Source organism: Bacillus velezensis, assembly GCF_001461825.1.
Lineage (GTDB): Bacteria > Bacillota > Bacilli > Bacillales > Bacillaceae > Bacillus > Bacillus velezensis.
On the sequence record NZ_LLZC01000012.1, the window covers coordinates 490,762 to 505,370 of the forward strand.

The 14,609-nt window shown below is 45.6% G+C and carries 19 protein-coding genes and 1 riboswitch; of the genes, 14 read left to right on the forward strand and 5 right to left on the reverse strand.

Annotated features, from left to right (window positions below; all coding sequences use genetic code 11):
* Nucleotides 1-127: 127 nt before the first annotated feature.
* The 8 genes from comGA to AR442_RS06670 are packed head-to-tail and all read left to right on the forward strand — an operon-like array spanning nt 128 to nt 4,283.
* The gene (gene comGA / locus AR442_RS06635) at nt 128-1,198 is read left to right on the forward strand and encodes a competence type IV pilus ATPase ComGA (RefSeq protein ID WP_014418378.1); all 1,071 of its coding nucleotides are present in this window, start codon (nt 128-130) and stop codon (nt 1,196-1,198) included.
* Nucleotides 1,185-2,222: a competence type IV pilus assembly protein ComGB gene (gene comGB, locus AR442_RS06640; RefSeq protein WP_053284924.1), complete on the forward strand. Its 1,038-nt coding sequence runs from the start codon at nt 1,185-1,187 to the stop codon at nt 2,220-2,222. The genes comGA and comGB overlap by 14 nt, the downstream gene beginning before the upstream one ends.
* Nucleotides 2,223-2,226: 4 nt before the next feature.
* A complete protein-coding gene (gene comGC, locus AR442_RS06645; RefSeq protein ID WP_014418376.1) occupies nt 2,227-2,535 on the forward strand; it encodes a competence type IV pilus major pilin ComGC in 309 nt (102 codons plus the stop codon).
* A complete protein-coding gene (gene comGD, locus AR442_RS06650) occupies nt 2,525-2,962 on the forward strand; it encodes a competence type IV pilus minor pilin ComGD (RefSeq protein ID WP_007612572.1) in 438 nt (145 codons plus the stop codon). The genes comGC and comGD overlap by 11 nt, the downstream gene beginning before the upstream one ends.
* Nucleotides 2,946-3,260: a competence type IV pilus minor pilin ComGE gene (gene comGE, locus AR442_RS06655; RefSeq protein ID WP_017418140.1), complete on the forward strand. Its 315-nt coding sequence runs from the start codon at nt 2,946-2,948 to the stop codon at nt 3,258-3,260. Before comGD ends, comGE begins: the two co-directional genes overlap by 17 nt.
* Nucleotides 3,261-3,273: 13 nt before the next feature.
* Nucleotides 3,274-3,669: a competence type IV pilus minor pilin ComGF gene (gene comGF / locus AR442_RS06660; protein WP_025649850.1), complete on the forward strand. Its 396-nt coding sequence runs from the start codon at nt 3,274-3,276 to the stop codon at nt 3,667-3,669.
* Complete coding sequence (gene comGG, locus AR442_RS06665) at nt 3,670-4,047, forward strand: competence type IV pilus minor pilin ComGG (protein WP_053284923.1); 378 nt, start codon at nt 3,670-3,672, stop codon at nt 4,045-4,047.
* Nucleotides 4,048-4,103: 56 nt separating this feature from the next.
* Nucleotides 4,104-4,283, forward strand: a complete 180-nt coding sequence (locus AR442_RS06670; RefSeq protein ID WP_003153093.1) for a YqzE family protein — start codon at nt 4,104-4,106, stop codon at nt 4,281-4,283.
* 40 nt (nt 4,284-4,323) lie between these two features.
* Here the strand turns inward: AR442_RS06670 and AR442_RS06675 are convergent, their stop codons facing one another.
* A complete protein-coding gene (locus AR442_RS06675; RefSeq protein WP_012117979.1) occupies nt 4,324-4,653 on the reverse strand; it encodes a DUF3889 domain-containing protein in 330 nt (109 codons plus the stop codon).
* Between the two features lie 258 nt (nt 4,654-4,911).
* Between AR442_RS06675 and tapA the strand changes: the two genes are divergently transcribed.
* From tapA to tasA, 3 genes are all read left to right on the forward strand, one after another.
* On the forward strand, nt 4,912-5,583 hold the full coding sequence (gene tapA / locus AR442_RS06680) for an amyloid fiber anchoring/assembly protein TapA (protein ID WP_053284922.1): 672 nt from the start codon (nt 4,912-4,914) through the stop codon (nt 5,581-5,583).
* Complete coding sequence (gene sipW / locus AR442_RS06685; RefSeq protein ID WP_012117977.1) at nt 5,555-6,139, forward strand: signal peptidase I SipW; 585 nt, start codon at nt 5,555-5,557, stop codon at nt 6,137-6,139. The genes tapA and sipW overlap by 29 nt, the downstream gene beginning before the upstream one ends.
* A 64-nt stretch (nt 6,140-6,203) precedes the next feature.
* Nucleotides 6,204-6,989: a biofilm matrix protein TasA gene (gene tasA, locus AR442_RS06690; protein WP_007408329.1), complete on the forward strand. Its 786-nt coding sequence runs from the start codon at nt 6,204-6,206 to the stop codon at nt 6,987-6,989.
* A gap of 47 nt (nt 6,990-7,036) precedes the next feature.
* Here the strand turns inward: tasA and sinR are convergent, their stop codons facing one another.
* The 4 genes from sinR to AR442_RS06710 form a co-directional block, all read right to left on the reverse strand.
* On the reverse strand, nt 7,037-7,372 hold the full coding sequence (sinR, locus tag AR442_RS06695) for a transcriptional regulator SinR (RefSeq protein ID WP_003153104.1): 336 nt from the start codon (nt 7,370-7,372) through the stop codon (nt 7,037-7,039).
* A 33-nt stretch (nt 7,373-7,405) separates the two neighbouring features.
* Nucleotides 7,406-7,579, reverse strand: coding sequence for an anti-repressor SinI (gene sinI, locus AR442_RS06700; protein ID WP_014418369.1), 174 nt, complete (start codon nt 7,577-7,579; stop codon nt 7,406-7,408).
* Between the two features lie 176 nt (nt 7,580-7,755).
* Complete coding sequence (locus tag AR442_RS06705; protein WP_014418368.1) at nt 7,756-8,550, reverse strand: YqhG family protein; 795 nt, start codon at nt 8,548-8,550, stop codon at nt 7,756-7,758.
* A 21-nt stretch (nt 8,551-8,571) separates the two neighbouring features.
* Nucleotides 8,572-10,242, reverse strand: a complete 1,671-nt coding sequence (locus tag AR442_RS06710; protein ID WP_053284921.1) for a DEAD/DEAH box helicase — start codon at nt 10,240-10,242, stop codon at nt 8,572-8,574.
* Nucleotides 10,243-10,386: 144 nt separating this feature from the next.
* Nucleotides 10,387-10,487: riboswitch (glycine riboswitch) on the forward strand.
* 178 nt (nt 10,488-10,665) lie between these two features.
* Here AR442_RS06710 and gcvT point away from each other — a divergent pair.
* The 3 genes from gcvT to gcvPB are packed head-to-tail and all read left to right on the forward strand — an operon-like array spanning nt 10,666 to nt 14,595.
* The gene (gcvT, locus tag AR442_RS06715; protein WP_017418134.1) at nt 10,666-11,766 is read left to right on the forward strand and encodes a glycine cleavage system aminomethyltransferase GcvT; all 1,101 of its coding nucleotides are present in this window, start codon (nt 10,666-10,668) and stop codon (nt 11,764-11,766) included.
* A gap of 14 nt (nt 11,767-11,780) precedes the next feature.
* A complete protein-coding gene (gene gcvPA, locus AR442_RS06720; RefSeq protein ID WP_022552969.1) occupies nt 11,781-13,127 on the forward strand; it encodes an aminomethyl-transferring glycine dehydrogenase subunit GcvPA in 1,347 nt (448 codons plus the stop codon).
* Nucleotides 13,120-14,595, forward strand: coding sequence for an aminomethyl-transferring glycine dehydrogenase subunit GcvPB (gcvPB, locus tag AR442_RS06725; RefSeq protein WP_053284920.1), 1,476 nt, complete (start codon nt 13,120-13,122; stop codon nt 14,593-14,595). Before gcvPA ends, gcvPB begins: the two co-directional genes overlap by 8 nt.
* Nucleotides 14,596-14,609: the final 14 nt, after the last annotated feature.

Sequence of the window (14,609 nt, forward strand, 5' to 3'; positions counted from 1 at the left end):
CGGTAAATCAATGTCAGGGGGCTTGTTTTTTATTTTTATGCGTTTTACACAGTGTAAAACGCATAATCTCTCCTTTGCCGGCTTTTGTGTATCTGATTTACAATACGTGCGGAAGGAGGGAAGTCTTGTGAAAAATATTGAAACATACAGCAGGAACATCATAAACGAGGCCTATACGGCAAGGGCTTCAGATATACACATTGTGCCGAGAGAAAGGGATGCTTTCATTCATTTTCGCATCGGCCATGCTCTTGTGAAAAAAAGAGTCTTAAAAAAAGAGGAATGTGTAAGGCTTATTTCTCATTTCAAGTTTTTATCGGCCATGGATATAGGAGAAAGACGAAAGCCGCAAAACGGGTCATTGTCTCTGCCGCTTCCGACAGAAACCGTTCATTTGAGAATGTCAACCTTGCCGACAATGAATGATGAAAGTCTTGTCATCAGGCTTTTGCCTAAGCAGCAGATTCCCCCTCTGGATAAACTGTCCTTATTTCGGGGGGCAGGCGCCGCACTATTGTCCTTTCTGAAGCATTCGCACGGCCTGCTTCTGTTTACCGGCCCGACCGGATCTGGAAAAACGACCACTCTTTACTCGCTTGTCAACTATGCAAAACGGCATTTCAACCGGCGGATTGTCACGCTTGAAGACCCCGTAGAAACAAGAGATGAGGATGTGCTGCAAGTTCAGGTGAATGAAAAAGCCGGAGTCACATATTCCGCCGGTTTAAAAGCGATTTTAAGACATGATCCCGATATGATCATCTTAGGGGAAATCAGGGATGCCGAGACGGCTGAAATCGCAGTCCGCGCGGCAATGACGGGACACCTCGTTCTTTCAAGCCTGCATACAAGAGATGCTAAGGGCGCCATATACAGGCTGCTGGAGTTTGGCGTGAACATGACAGAAATTGAACAAACCGTCATTGCCATTGCCGCTCAGCGTCTGGTTGATTTAACATGTCCGTTCTGCAAAGAGGAAAACTGTTCCGTGTACTGCCGGATGTACAGGCAGACACGCCGTGCGGGCATTTATGAACTGCTCTACGGGAAAAACCTCACCCAATGCTTTCAGGAAGCAAAGGGAGAGCACGCCAATTTTCAATATCAGACGCTCCGCAGGCTGATCAGAAAAGGAATCGCGCTCGGCTATGTCACGACCGACAATTACGATCGGTGGGTGTATCATGAAGCGGATTAAACGAACCTGGCCGTTGAAGGATCAAGCGGCTTTTTTGAAAAGGCTCGGTGAAATGACGGAAAAAGGATACAGTCTGATTGAAGGGCTAAGACTGCTGAAACTCCAGCTGCATAAACGTCAGCTTGCAGAGCTGACGGACGGAATCCGCCGGCTGAGGGAAGGTGATGCGTTTTACCAAGTGCTTGAGGCACTGTCTTTTCACAAAGAAGCCGTCTCTATCTGCTATTTCGCTGAGAAACACGGGGAATTGCCGGGGGCGATGAAACAAAGCGGCGACTTGTTACAGAGAAAGCTCATGCAGACGAATCAAATCAAAAAAATGCTCCGGTATCCGATGTTTTTAATATCTTCCGTCTGTGTCATGTTTTATATCCTGCAAAGTTTAATCATTCCGCAGTTTTCTGGGATTTATCAATCAATGAATATGAATACATCCGGTGCGACTGCTTTGATCTTTGCGTTTTTTCGGCATTTTCATGAAGCCTGCGCACTGGCGCTGTCCGCCGCTTTCTGCTTGTTTTTGTACGTTTGGTTCTTATGTAAGAAAAAATCCCCGCAAGATAAAATGCTGATTGTTGTGAAAATCCCCCTATTAGGAAAAGCGGCCGTTCTTTTTAACAGCTACTTTTTCTCTTTACAGCTCAGCAGTCTTCTGAAATCCGGCCTTTCTATCTATGACAGCTTAACAGCTTTTAAAGAACAATCTTTTCTGCCTTTTTATCGTGAAGAAGCAGAGATGCTCATTACACGTCTGAAAGCCGGAGAAACCATAGAATCCGCTCTTTCCGGGCATCCGTGCTATGAAAAAGACCTTGCGGCTGCAGTCAGCCACGGACAGGCAAACGGCCGGCTTCACCGCGAACTTTATACGTACAGCCAGTTTATGATGGAGCGTCTTGAACAAAACGCGGCGAAGTATACCGGCATTCTCCAGCCTGTCATTTACGGTGTTGTGGCCGGTATGATTTTAATTGTCTACATGTCAATGCTGATGCCGATGTACCAGATGATGAACCAAATGTAAGGGAGTGCTTCGTCTGAAAAATCAAGATGGATTTACTTTAATTGAAATGCTGATTGTTTTATTTATCGTTTCCATTCTGCTTTTAATCACCATTCCTAACGTTACAAAACATAATCAAAGCATTCAGCGTAAAGGCTGTGAAGGACTGCAGAATATGGTGAAAGCCCAAGTGACGGCGTACGAAATCGACCATGAAGGTAAAATGCCGGATATGAACGATTTACAATCAGAGGGGTATATCAAAAAGAATACAGCCTGCCCGAATGGTAAACAGATCTTAATTAGTGGCGGAGAAGTTACAGTTGAACAATAACAGGCGGACAGAAAATGGGTTTACCCTTCTTGAAAGCCTGATTGTGTTAAGCCTGGCGTCCGTCCTGCTGACGGTTTTGTTCACGACGGTTCCGCCGGTCTGCACCCACCTTGCCGTGCGGCAAAAAACAGAACAGCTCCAAAAAGATATTCAGCTTGCTCAGGAAACGGCTATCGCAGAACATAAAAGAACAAAAATCACTTTTCTTCCAAAAGAGCATAAATACAAACTGCAGTCAGGCGGAAGGATTGTCGAGCGTTCTTTTGATTCGCTTCACATTACGCTTGTGACTTTACCGGAGAGCCTTGAATTTAACGAAAAAGGCCATCCGAATTCGGGAGGAAAGATTCAATTGAAGAGCGCCGGGTTCACCTATGAGATCACAGTTTACTTAGGGAGCGGAAATGTCCATGCTAAACGGAAATAAGGGGTTCTCTACTATTGAAACGCTATCAGCAATGGCCATTTGGCTGTTCCTTATGACGTCTATCATTCCGGTCTGGACGGGCATGCTGACAGATGGCCTGAAAATAGAAGATCGCCAGGAAGCGTACCAGCTTCTTCAGAAACATATCAGCACTTATATGATGACCGGAAAAAAGCCGCCGTCTCCCGGTGTGAAGTGGAAGGAGGATGGTGAGTATTACAAAGTGTGTGCGGCTGACCCCGGCGAAAAAGAAATGTGCCTCAGCATTCTCAAAACAGACTGGCTTTACGCTTCTTAATGTTTTGTTCTCCTTGGCAGTCTGTCTTTTCCTATCAGGCACCCTGGGCCCGATTTTACATCTGTTCTTATCAAACCGGACCGATAACGGCGGATTAGACAGCCGGGAGCATCAAATTGCCGTTCAGCAGATCATGAACGAATGTAAACAGGCTGAGACTGTGAAGCCGGCGGACGGCGGACGGGCGTTAGCATGCCGGAAAACAGGAGGCGAAGAAGTGCGTTTTGAAATTTATCATAAGATGATAAGGAAAAGAGTAAACGGAAAAGGCCACGTGCCGATCCTGCAAAACGCGGCATCATTAACGGCTGATGTGAAAAATGGCCTGCTCTTATTAGAGATCTCAAGCGTTACAGGTAAAAAGAATCAGGCGGTCATTCCGGTTTACAGCTCTTTTAAAGGTGATTAAATGTACAAATCTGACGGTTTTATATATCCCGCGGTTCTGTTTGTTTCTGCCGCAGTTTTACTTGTCATCAGCTATACTTCATCTGATTTCATCACCCGAAAAACATTTGCAAAAGAGGCCGGGGAGTACTGGATCGGAGAGAACCTGCTCCAAAACGGCGCGCTGCTGTCAAGCCGCCATATGACACAGGGACAAAAGGCCCAGGCTGGTACACAGCGTTTTCCGTACGGCACCGTTTCTTTTCACATCACCGGGAGTGATCGCCGGGAAACGGTTCAGGTTACAATTCAGGCGGAAACCACGACAGGCACGAGACGGGAGGCTACCCTTTTGTTCGATCAGAAGAAGAAACAGCTGATTCAATGGACGGAAGTATAAAAAAGAGGCGGCGGGACAACACTTCATAATAAAGACAGCACTATGAGGTGAGAGCCGTGAAAACAAATGATTATGTAAAATATATGACTGAGCAATTCGTTAAATATTTCGATACGCCGAAACAGGAACGGAGAGAGCGAAAAGAAGTGCGGAAAGAAAAGAAAGTGCCGGCTTCTCAGCACTGGTTCGGAATATTGCCGTACAGTTTTAAGCTGTGGATGCAGCGGAAAAAATAAAGTTGAATCACACGAAAGGTCCTCCTGATACAGGAGGGCCTTATTGGTATTCCTCAATGACGGCAATTTTATTTACTTTTTGGCTGTAGGGATTAAAAGAAATCGTAACAAACACACCAAATTCTTTTGCGCCATCCCGCAATGTCAAGTGGTATTGCTTGACTGCTTCGTCCGTTCTTTTCCGATCCCATACCTTTTGAATAAATAACGTTTGGGCGAGCGGATATCTTTTTTTAGCTTCTTTTTCTGCTAACTTTTCCCATTTTGATTTATGGTGAACAGCATAATAAGGCACCGTTTCCGCCTGAGCTGTTCCTGAAACCCCGAAAACAAGAAGAGAAAGGCAAATCAGACTTTGTTTGATCATCATTCTTCGTCCTTTCGCTGTATATACTTTCCATTTTGTGCTAGGCACCTCGTTATTTTCTCACGTTTTATTAGAAAAAATTCCAAAAAGGTGTGTAATTTGAAGCAAAACGATGTTTTTGAAAGATACCATTCTCAAAAACGAACAATTTGACCGAATTTGACATTTTTCAAGACGATAATCCTTGATTATACTTTGTTCATACAGTTCTTTAAAGAGAACGGTTGTCATATTTATTAACAGTTTTACAGGGGGTAAGGCATGTTCCGATTGTTGCGAATGGAAAAAAAAGGCAAGGTGAGATGGCGGATGATGCTATTTTTACGGCTTTCGTTCATTTTTTGCCTGTCCGTGATGATATGTGCTCAGTTCACAGGTGATACAAGTTCCTCCTTCAATGATGTGAAAAGCTTCAGTCTCCCGGTTCAAACTTGCGGAGATTTTCAATATACGGATGACGATTGCCGTTATGACGAACGCTGGGATCAAAGTGATTTACATATAACAAATCAAACTGATACGTCAGGCACCGTGTGTGCGCCGCTTCAGCTCTATGCCGAGCTGGAGAATAAGGGAAAAGAGCGGACTGTTTCTGACTGGAAATGGGAGCTCCATAAAATCGCTTCTCAGCAGCAGCCTTTACGAAACGGCAATGTTGTGGATAAAGGGCTTATTACTGATAAAAAAAGCAAAACGATTTATAAAATTGAGCCAAAGCGGTCTTTGCAGCCGGGCATATACGCATTCAAGGTTTACAAGCCTGAAGGGTACCCGGCCGACGAAGAAAAATTTGAGTGGTCAAAACCGATGAAACTCGTCAAATGCCGGGAACAGGCGACCGTTTCCGATCTAAAGAAAACGGAGAAAGAGCCGGCTGAGCCGGTAAAAGAAAGCGGGGAAGAACATGAAAAAAACGCTGAAACTGATCAGTAATATTTTGTATGCCGTCATCTTCAGCTTGATTATTGTGCTGACGTTAACGGTGATTTCGACCCGGGCTTCCGGGGGTGAGCCGGCCATTTTCGGCTATACGCTGAAATCCGTGCTGTCGGGTTCAATGGACCCGGAATTTAAGACGGGTTCGCTCATAGCGGTAAAGAAAATTTCTGACGTGAATGACTTAAAAAAAGGGGATGTGATCACCTTTACGCAAGATGACGGAACAGCCGTCACACACAGAATAATCGGGATCACAAAAAAGGACGGGAACCTGCTGTTTGAGACAAAAGGGGACCATAATGCCGCCCCGGATGCCGCACCCGTTCAAGCTGAAAAAGTGGCGGCCCAGTATACGGGATATCAGCTTCCGTATGCCGGATATGTCATACATTTGGCCAGCCAGCCGATCGGAACGGCGATTCTGTTAATCGTTCCCGGCGTCATGCTTTTGATTTACTCAATAACAGTCATTGTCAGCGCCCTCCGCGATATTGAGCGGAAAACGAAAGCGCTGGAAGAACATGCGAAAAAGGGAACCATCTCCACATGAATACGGTTGCAACCTGGCGACAGGATTTGATAACAAAAATAAAAAGTAAGGGGAGAGTACAAACATGGGTATGAAAAAGAAATTAAGCTTGGGCGTTGCCTCAGCCGCACTCGGTTTAGCATTAGTAGGAGGAGGCACATGGGCCGCATTTAATGATGTGAAGTCGACGGACGCTACATTTGCGTCAGGAACACTTGATTTATCGGCTAAAGAACAATCAGCCAATGTCAATTTGTCAAACTTAAAACCAGGCGATAAATTGACGAAAGATTTCGAATTCAGAAACAACGGTTCACTTGCCATTAAAGAAGTGCTGATGGCTTTGAATTTTACTGACTTTAAAGGAGCAAAGAAAGGAAATGAATCTGCGGAGGATTTCCTCAGCCAGTTTGAAATTACGGTTCTGACAGTCGGTAAAGAAGGGGGCAACGGCTATCCTAAAAATATCATTTTGAAGGCGGCCAGCCTGAAAGACTTATACTTAATGTCAACAAAACAGGATAAAGCAGCTGCCGAAGCGATCAGCAAGCACATTGATCCGAAATTCCTGAGTGAGAGCGGAAAAGTCAATGTAGCAACCATTAACGGCAAAACAGCTCCTGAGTACGACGGAGTTCCGAAAACGCCTGCTGATTATGACCAGGTGAGAATGGAAATCCAATTTAAAAATGACACCGCAAAAACTGCGGACGGATTAAGTGTGCAAAACAAGTTCCAAGGCAATGCGATTTCTCTTCAATTCTCTTTTGAAGCAACGCAGTGGAACGGCTTGACCATTACGAAAGATCATACGGATAAAGACGGTTACGTCAAGGAAAATGAAAAGGCTCACAGTGAGGATAAAAACTAATCCGAAAGTCGGACAGTTAAAAGAGGAGTTGTGCACATATGGCGGCACTACTCCTCTTTTTGCGCTTTTCTCCATTTTTGATAATCTAAAAATTCACGAAATTGTTTTTTTGATACCCCGGATGTCATTGCATCGCGAACTAATTTCTCCCATTCACTATCTAATTGACCATCGTATTCGGTTTCATGTTTTTCATCAAGTAAAGTATGAACCGAGACGTCCAGAACAGCGGAGACTTTTTCGAGAAATTGAATGGAGGGGTTCGTCTGTAAATTTCGTTCTATTGAGCTTAAATAAGACTTCGCTACCCCAGCTTTTTCAGCTAGTTCTGATAGTGAGTAGCCTTTTTCTTTTCGGTATTGTTTAATACGCTGGCCAATCAATGTCATCACCTTCCTTGTGATATTATAGCACATTCAGAAAGGATTTACGGTATGACTTCTGGCTGCCTGGATATGTTGAGAAGACTTTTTATTCGAAAGCAGGTATTTGCGTATTTCTTCTAGGCTGATATTTGCTTTTTGGGCTTCTAATATCAGCTCAACCCATTCCTTATCTAATTGTGAAAATTCTGTTTTTGCATTTTTCATGCATTTTCTCCTCCTAAAATACTTGTTTATGTATTTCAGCCAATCCGGCCATGACCTTATCTTTACATGTCTGGAAGTGATTCATCGCATGCGAAACGCCAGAAATTTTTTCTATATACTTTTATTATAATATAGAATTTCCAGAAAAAACGGGAAAGGTGTCGAATGGATAACGCTTATCCAGAAAAATTACTTTGCAGGAAAAATAAACCGCCGTTTTCAATCTGAATGTGAATTTTCGGCTGATATAAGGCTTTCAGCGCTTGTTTTTCCAAATGGTATTCCTCAGGTTTTTCCTCTGTCTGCTCATAAAACTGATCGAGCAGCCTGAGGTCCTTTTTCCATCTGGCGATCGCGCTGTCAGCCCAGTCTGACGGCTCTTTGGCGGCAGCGTCTTTTAAGTAATGCTCCATCCTTTTAATCCCGCTTTCCGGCTTAATCATCGGCGATATGGTAAAGCAATAGTCTGATATTTGCGAGGTCAGCGGAAGCGGTGCAAGCTTCTGCTGAAACCCTTCTATAATTGTTCCAGAAACAAGATGCAGGCCTAAAGACAAAAGTCTGTCTTTTTTCATGTCGGATTGGTATGAAATCACTACATTTAATCCCAGCCAGGGCTGAAGCGGCACTCTGGCTCCGGCTGATACAATTTTCTCATATATTCTTGTAAATCTCCCATTTTGTTTAACTGCTTGAAAGATTTGAAAGAGGCGCGGGGCTCCAAAGTAAATAAATTCGCCGTCCATATCCTCCGGAGCCGTTTCTTTATCAGTGATGAACGTGATCTTCATCGGGTTCGGTTCGCCGCCCGTTTTTTCACGCCAATGCCAATAAAACGGGCGGTTCATAATTTGTTTGTCCATCTCGACCGTCAACTGAACCGTCATAAAACCCGGCCCGTGTTCTGTAATCGGACAGTGGTTCGCTTCAAAAAAGCGCAGTAAAAATTCGTGAACCTCCTGCTGTCTCATGTCGCGCTTCCTCCTTTTAGATTAAGATCCTTTTTTTCTGGCGGGCTTTTCCGTACCGTACGACAGAAAAGAGGTGAGATTGTCCATTTTGATTCTCATTTCTTCCTCTGTCAGCGAATGGCATAAAATATCATGCAAATGGTCTTCAAAATTGCTCACTTTGATTTTTGTTAAAATGTCATCTAATTCTCCGACGACATTTTCAAATAAATGAATTTTGTCATACAGAAGTTTTAAGATATGCTCTTCCACCGTATGTTTTGTCGCCATATTGTAGATATGGACATCTCTTTCCTGACCGAGTCTGTGAATCCTTCCGATTCTTTGTTCAAGCCGCATCGGGTTCCACGGGAGGTCATAATTGATAATATGGTTGCAAAATTGCAGGTTGATCCCTTCGCCTCCGGCTTCTGTAGCGATCAGCACCTGCACTTTGCCGCGGAAGAGATCCTTCATCCAGTCTTTTTTTCCGCGTTTAAATCCGCCTCTGAACGGAACGGAGCTTATGCCGTTCTGCTGAAGGAACCATTGCAGGTAAATCTGTGTCGCCCTGTATTCAGTAAAAATAATGACTTTATCATTAATCTTTTGGATCAAGTCAACAACTTGAATCGCTTTTGAGTTTTGCGTGACTTGATTGATGCGGTCCATTAAATTAGCGATCGTCTGATCATCGAATGCGGGCGCTTGTTTGTCTTTTTGGTCAAGCATTTTTTTGAGCGTCATATACACGGCTTCCCTGCTTGAACAGCACTCTCTTTGCAGCGTCATAATGGAAAATGCGCTTGCGGGCTTTTCCGTGCCGTTTTTCAGTGCGGCGATGTCATCGTAAAGCGCCTGTTCCGTCGGTGAAAAGGTGATCGGCACTGTTTTCACGTGGCGCTTCGTCCATGTAAGGCCGGTGTCGCTCCGCGTGTTGCGGATCATCACCTTATTGACGAGCTCTTTCAAATGCTCATGAGCGTCAATCCCGTCCTTCTGATTGAAGGTTTCTTGAAATCCGCTTTCATTTCCTAAATGGCCGGGCTTTAACAGTGACACTAAATTGAAGATTTCTTCGATCCGGTTTTGAATCGGCGTCGCCGTCAGAAGCAGGCAGTATTTCTTCACAAGACTTCTCGCAAATTCATAATTTTTCGTTTTGCTGTTTTTGAGCTTGTGCGCCTCGTCAATAATGACGAGATCATACGGAATAGAAAGCACAATGTCCTTGTGAGGCGAGCGTTTGGCCGTATCAATAGAAGAAACGACGATATCGCACTGTTCCCACACATAGCTTTTCTTCTGTTCAACAGCGGGTATCAAAAACTTCTCCTGAAGCTCTTTGACCCACTGGGAAACGAGTGATGCCGGCACAAGAATCAGGATTTTTTTGGCCAGCCCGCGAATCATGTATTCTTTTAAAATCAGGCCCGCTTCCACCGTTTTTCCGAGCCCCACTTCATCAGCTAAAATCGCCTTGCCGTTCATTTTTTCAACGACTTTCTGCGCGACTTCAAGCTGATGGGGAAGCGGAGTGAAATCGGGCAGGTATAAAGGAGCCCTCAATCCTTCAAATTCAGGAATGGCAAGGGTCTGCTGGACTTCAGCCGACAGTTTGTACATCTCCCAATTTGACCAGGGACCGTCCGTTTTCAGCCGCTCAGAAAACTCTCCCGGCCAGTTTGCATCAAATATGATCTCTGCTGTCATATGTAACAAAACCGCCTTTCTTTTAAAAAACTGATTTATCATAATTTTTGTTGCCGGACGTAAGTGAGGGTGGTAGGATATAAGTAATGATTTCACTAAAAGATATTGCTTTAGTATGTCCATAAAATTGGTAAATATGAGCGAATGACAGCAAGGGGAGAGACTCGGACGAAAGATGGGCGTCCGGGCGCCGAAGGAGCAAACTGCGGAGTGAATCTCTCAGGCAAAAGAACTCTTGCTCGACGCAACTCTGGAGAGTGTCTGCACTTAGAAGAAGCAGGCCACCAAAGGGGACGTCTTTATGATATGTTCATAAAGTAAACTTTCAGGTGCCGGGACAGAGAAACCTTCATTTTCATGAGGTGTTTCTCTGTCCTTTTTTATATGTTTTTACAATGCGCCAATGACTGAAGGGGGAAGATGATGCTGAAACGAACACCGCTTTATGACGTGTATAAAGAATACGGCGGAAAAACAATTGATTTTGGAGGATGGGAGCTGCCGGTTCAATTTTCTTCTATTAAAGAGGAGCATGAAGCCGTCCGTACAAAAGCGGGCCTGTTTGATGTGTCCCATATGGGGGAAGTTGAAGTATCCGGTAAAGACGCCCTGTCTTTTCTGCAAAAAATGATGACAAATGACGTTGCCGATTTAAAGCCGGGAAACGCGCTCTATACTGCCATGTGTTTTCCTGACGGCGGTACGGTGGATGACTTGCTGATCTATCAGAAAAGCGGGAGCTGCTATCTGCTCGTGATTAACGCGTCTAATATTGAAAAAGACATCGCTTGGCTGACGGAACATGCAGAAGGCGATGTCACGCTGACGAATCAGTCTGACGGGATTTCACTGCTTGCCGTTCAGGGGCCGAATGCTCAGTCGGTTCTTGCGAAGCTGACTGAATGTGATTTGTCCTCCTTAAAGCCGTTTACGTTTATTGATGGGGCGGACGTTGCCGGACGACAAGTCCTGCTTTCAAGAACAGGCTATACCGGTGAAGACGGGTTTGAGTTATATTGCCGCAATGAAGATGCAGTTCATCTATTTAAGGAGATACTTGCAGCGGGAGAGTATGAAGGTCTCGTTCCGTGCGGCCTCGGCGCCCGTGATACGCTGAGATTTGAAGCGAAGCTTGCTTTATACGGTCAGGAATTGACGAAAGATATTACACCGATTGAAGCCGGAATCGGATTTGCCGTGAAACACAAGAAAGATTCCGATTTTTTCGGGAAGTCTGTATTGCGCGAACAGAAAGAAAAAGGAGCCCCGCGAAAGCTGGTCGGACTTGAGATGATTGAAAAAGGGATTCCGAGACACGGGTACGCCGTGAAAAAAGACGGTGTTCCGATCGGTGAAGTCACGACAGGCACGCAATCTCCGACTTTAAAGAAAAATATCGGCCTTGCCTTAATCAAAACGGAATTCAGTGAAGTCGGAACGGAAGTAGAAGTGGAAATCCGTAAAAAAACGGTAAAAGCGAAGATTGTCCGCACACCGTTTTATAAACGTCCAAAACAGAGCTGAAAAAGGAGAGTCATATGAAGCATCGATATTTGCCCGCGACAGAACAGGATAAAAAAGAAATGCTGAAAGCCATCGGCGCAGAAACAATTGATGAACTGTTTGCCGATATTCCGGAAAATGTACGGTTTCAAAAAGACTACCGCATTAAACAAGCAAAGTCAGAAACTGAGCTGACGAGAGAGCTGACAAAGCTTGCGGCGAAAAATAAAGACGCTGTTACATATGCATCTTTTCTGGGTGCAGGAGTGTACGATCACTACCAGCCGGTTATCGTCGATCATGTGATATCCCGATCAGAGTTTTACACGGCGTATACGCCTTATCAGCCTGAAATCTCACAAGGAGAGCTGCAGGCGATTTTTGAATTTCAAACGATGATCTGTGAATTAACGGGAATGGATATCGCAAACTCCTCTATGTACGACGGGGGAACGGCGCTGGCGGAAGCGGCGATGCTTGCGTCGGGCCATACGAAAAAGAAAAAAATCGTCATTTCCGCAGCCGTTCATCCGGAATCACGGGATGTTTTGAAAACATACGCAAAGGGCCAATATATTGAGGTTGTAGAGGTGCCCGCGAAAAACGGCGTCACAGATCTTGAAGCATTGGAAAATGCCGTTTGTGATGAAACGGCCGCCGTGATCGTCCAGTATCCGAACTTCTTCGGACAAATCGAGCCGTTAAAGGACATTGAGCCGCTCGCACATAAAGGAAACAGCCAGCTGATTGTTTCTTCAAACCCGCTCGCGCTCGGTATTTTGACACCGCCCGGGGCATACGGAGCTGATATCGTCGTCGGGGACGCGCAGCCTTTCGGCATACCTGCGGCGTTCGGCGGCCCGCACTGCGGCTATTTTGCAGTAACGAAAAAACTGATGAGAAAGGTGCCGGGCCGGCTTGTCGGCCAAACGGAAGATGAAAACGGGCGAAGAGGCTTTGTTCTCACTCTTCAGGCGCGCGAGCAGCATATCAGAAGAGACAAAGCCACGTCTAACATTTGCTCAAATCAGGCGCTGAATGCTTTAGCGGCTTCAGTTACGATGACGGCGCTCGGAAAAAACGGCGTCAAAGACATGGCCCGCCAAAATATATTGAAAGCTGATTACGCGAGACGCCAAGCGGAAAAAGCCGGCTTGCACGTAGCATTTGACGGCCCGATATTTAATGAATTTGCCGTCAGGCTGAATCTTCCCGTCAAGGAAGCAAACCGGCGGCTCCTGCAAGACGGCATAATCGGCGGATATGATTTAGGCCTTGCGTATCCGGAACTGAATCAGCATATGCTCATTGCTGTCACAGAGCTGAGAACAAAAGAAGAGATCGATTCGCTTATTGCGGGATTGGGGGATCAACATGAATAATCAAGATCAGGCGCTTATTTTTGAAATGTCCCGCGAAGGGCGTATCGGTTACAGCCTTCCGGAGCTTGATGTGCCGGAAACAGAGCTTGAAAGTCTTCTTCCCGGTGACTATATCCGCGATGAAGACGCAAAGCTGCCGGAAGTATCAGAGCTCGATATTATGCGGCATTATACCGCTCTTTCTAAGAGGAACCACGGAGTTGATTCAGGCTTTTACCCGCTCGGCTCTTGTACGATGAAATACAATCCGAAATTAAATGAAAAAATTGCCCGGATCGCAGGTTTTTCCGCTATTCATCCGCTTCAGGACGAGGACACGGTTCAGGGGGCGCTTGAGCTTTTATACGATTTAAGCGGACACTTGGAGGAGATTACGGGCATGGACGAGGTGACGCTGCAGCCTGCGGCGGGCGCTCACGGCGAATGGACCGGTCTGATGATGATCCGCGCCTATCACGAAGCGCGGGGAGACTTCGGACGGACGAAGGTGATTGTCCCTGATTCAGCCCACGGCACGAATCCGGCATCCGCCACGGTCGCCGGTTTTGAAACGATTACCGTCAAGTCAAATGAGCACGGGCTGGTTGACATTGAAGATTTGAAAAGAGCGGTAAATGAAGAAACAGCGGCGCTGATGCTGACGAATCCGAACACCCTCGGGTTATTTGAGGAAAACATTACGGAAATGGCTGAAATCGTCCATCAGGCCGGCGGAAAGCTTTATTATGACGGAGCGAATTTAAATGCCGTTTTAAGTAAAGCAAGACCGGGAGATATGGGATTTGACGTCGTTCACCTTAATCTGCATAAAACATTTACCGGGCCGCACGGCGGGGGAGGACCTGGCTCAGGGCCGGTCGGCGTAAAAAAAGAATTCATTCCGTATCTGCCGAAACCCGTTCTCACGAAAAAAGAGGGGCGTTTGACGTTTGACTATGACCGGCCGCAGTCGATCGGGCGCGTAAAACCTTATTACGGCAACTTCGGCATTAATGTCAGAGCCTACACGTATATCCGTTCCATGGGGCCTGACGGCTTAAAAGCTGTGACCGAAAACGCGGTTTTAAATGCAAATTATATGATGAGAAGACTCGCGCCTTATTATGATCTCCCGTATGACCGTCATTGCAAGCATGAATTTGTGTTATCGGGTAGAAGGCAGAAAAAGCTTGGCGTACGAACGCTTGATATTGCCAAACGGCTTTTGGATTTCGGCTATCATCCGCCGACTGTGTATTTTCCTCTCAATGTTGAAGAAAGCATCATGATCGAACCGACGGAAACGGAATCAAAGGAAACGCTTGATGCGTTTATAGATGCCATGATTCAAATTGCGCGGGAAGCGGAGGAATCGCCTGAAATCGTTCAGGAGGCGCCGCATACAACAGTTGTCAAAAGAATGGATGAAACCAAGGCGGCAAGAAAGCCGGTTTTAAAGTACGAACGTACACCTGACGTCAGCCGCTGACAAGGTATAAAAAA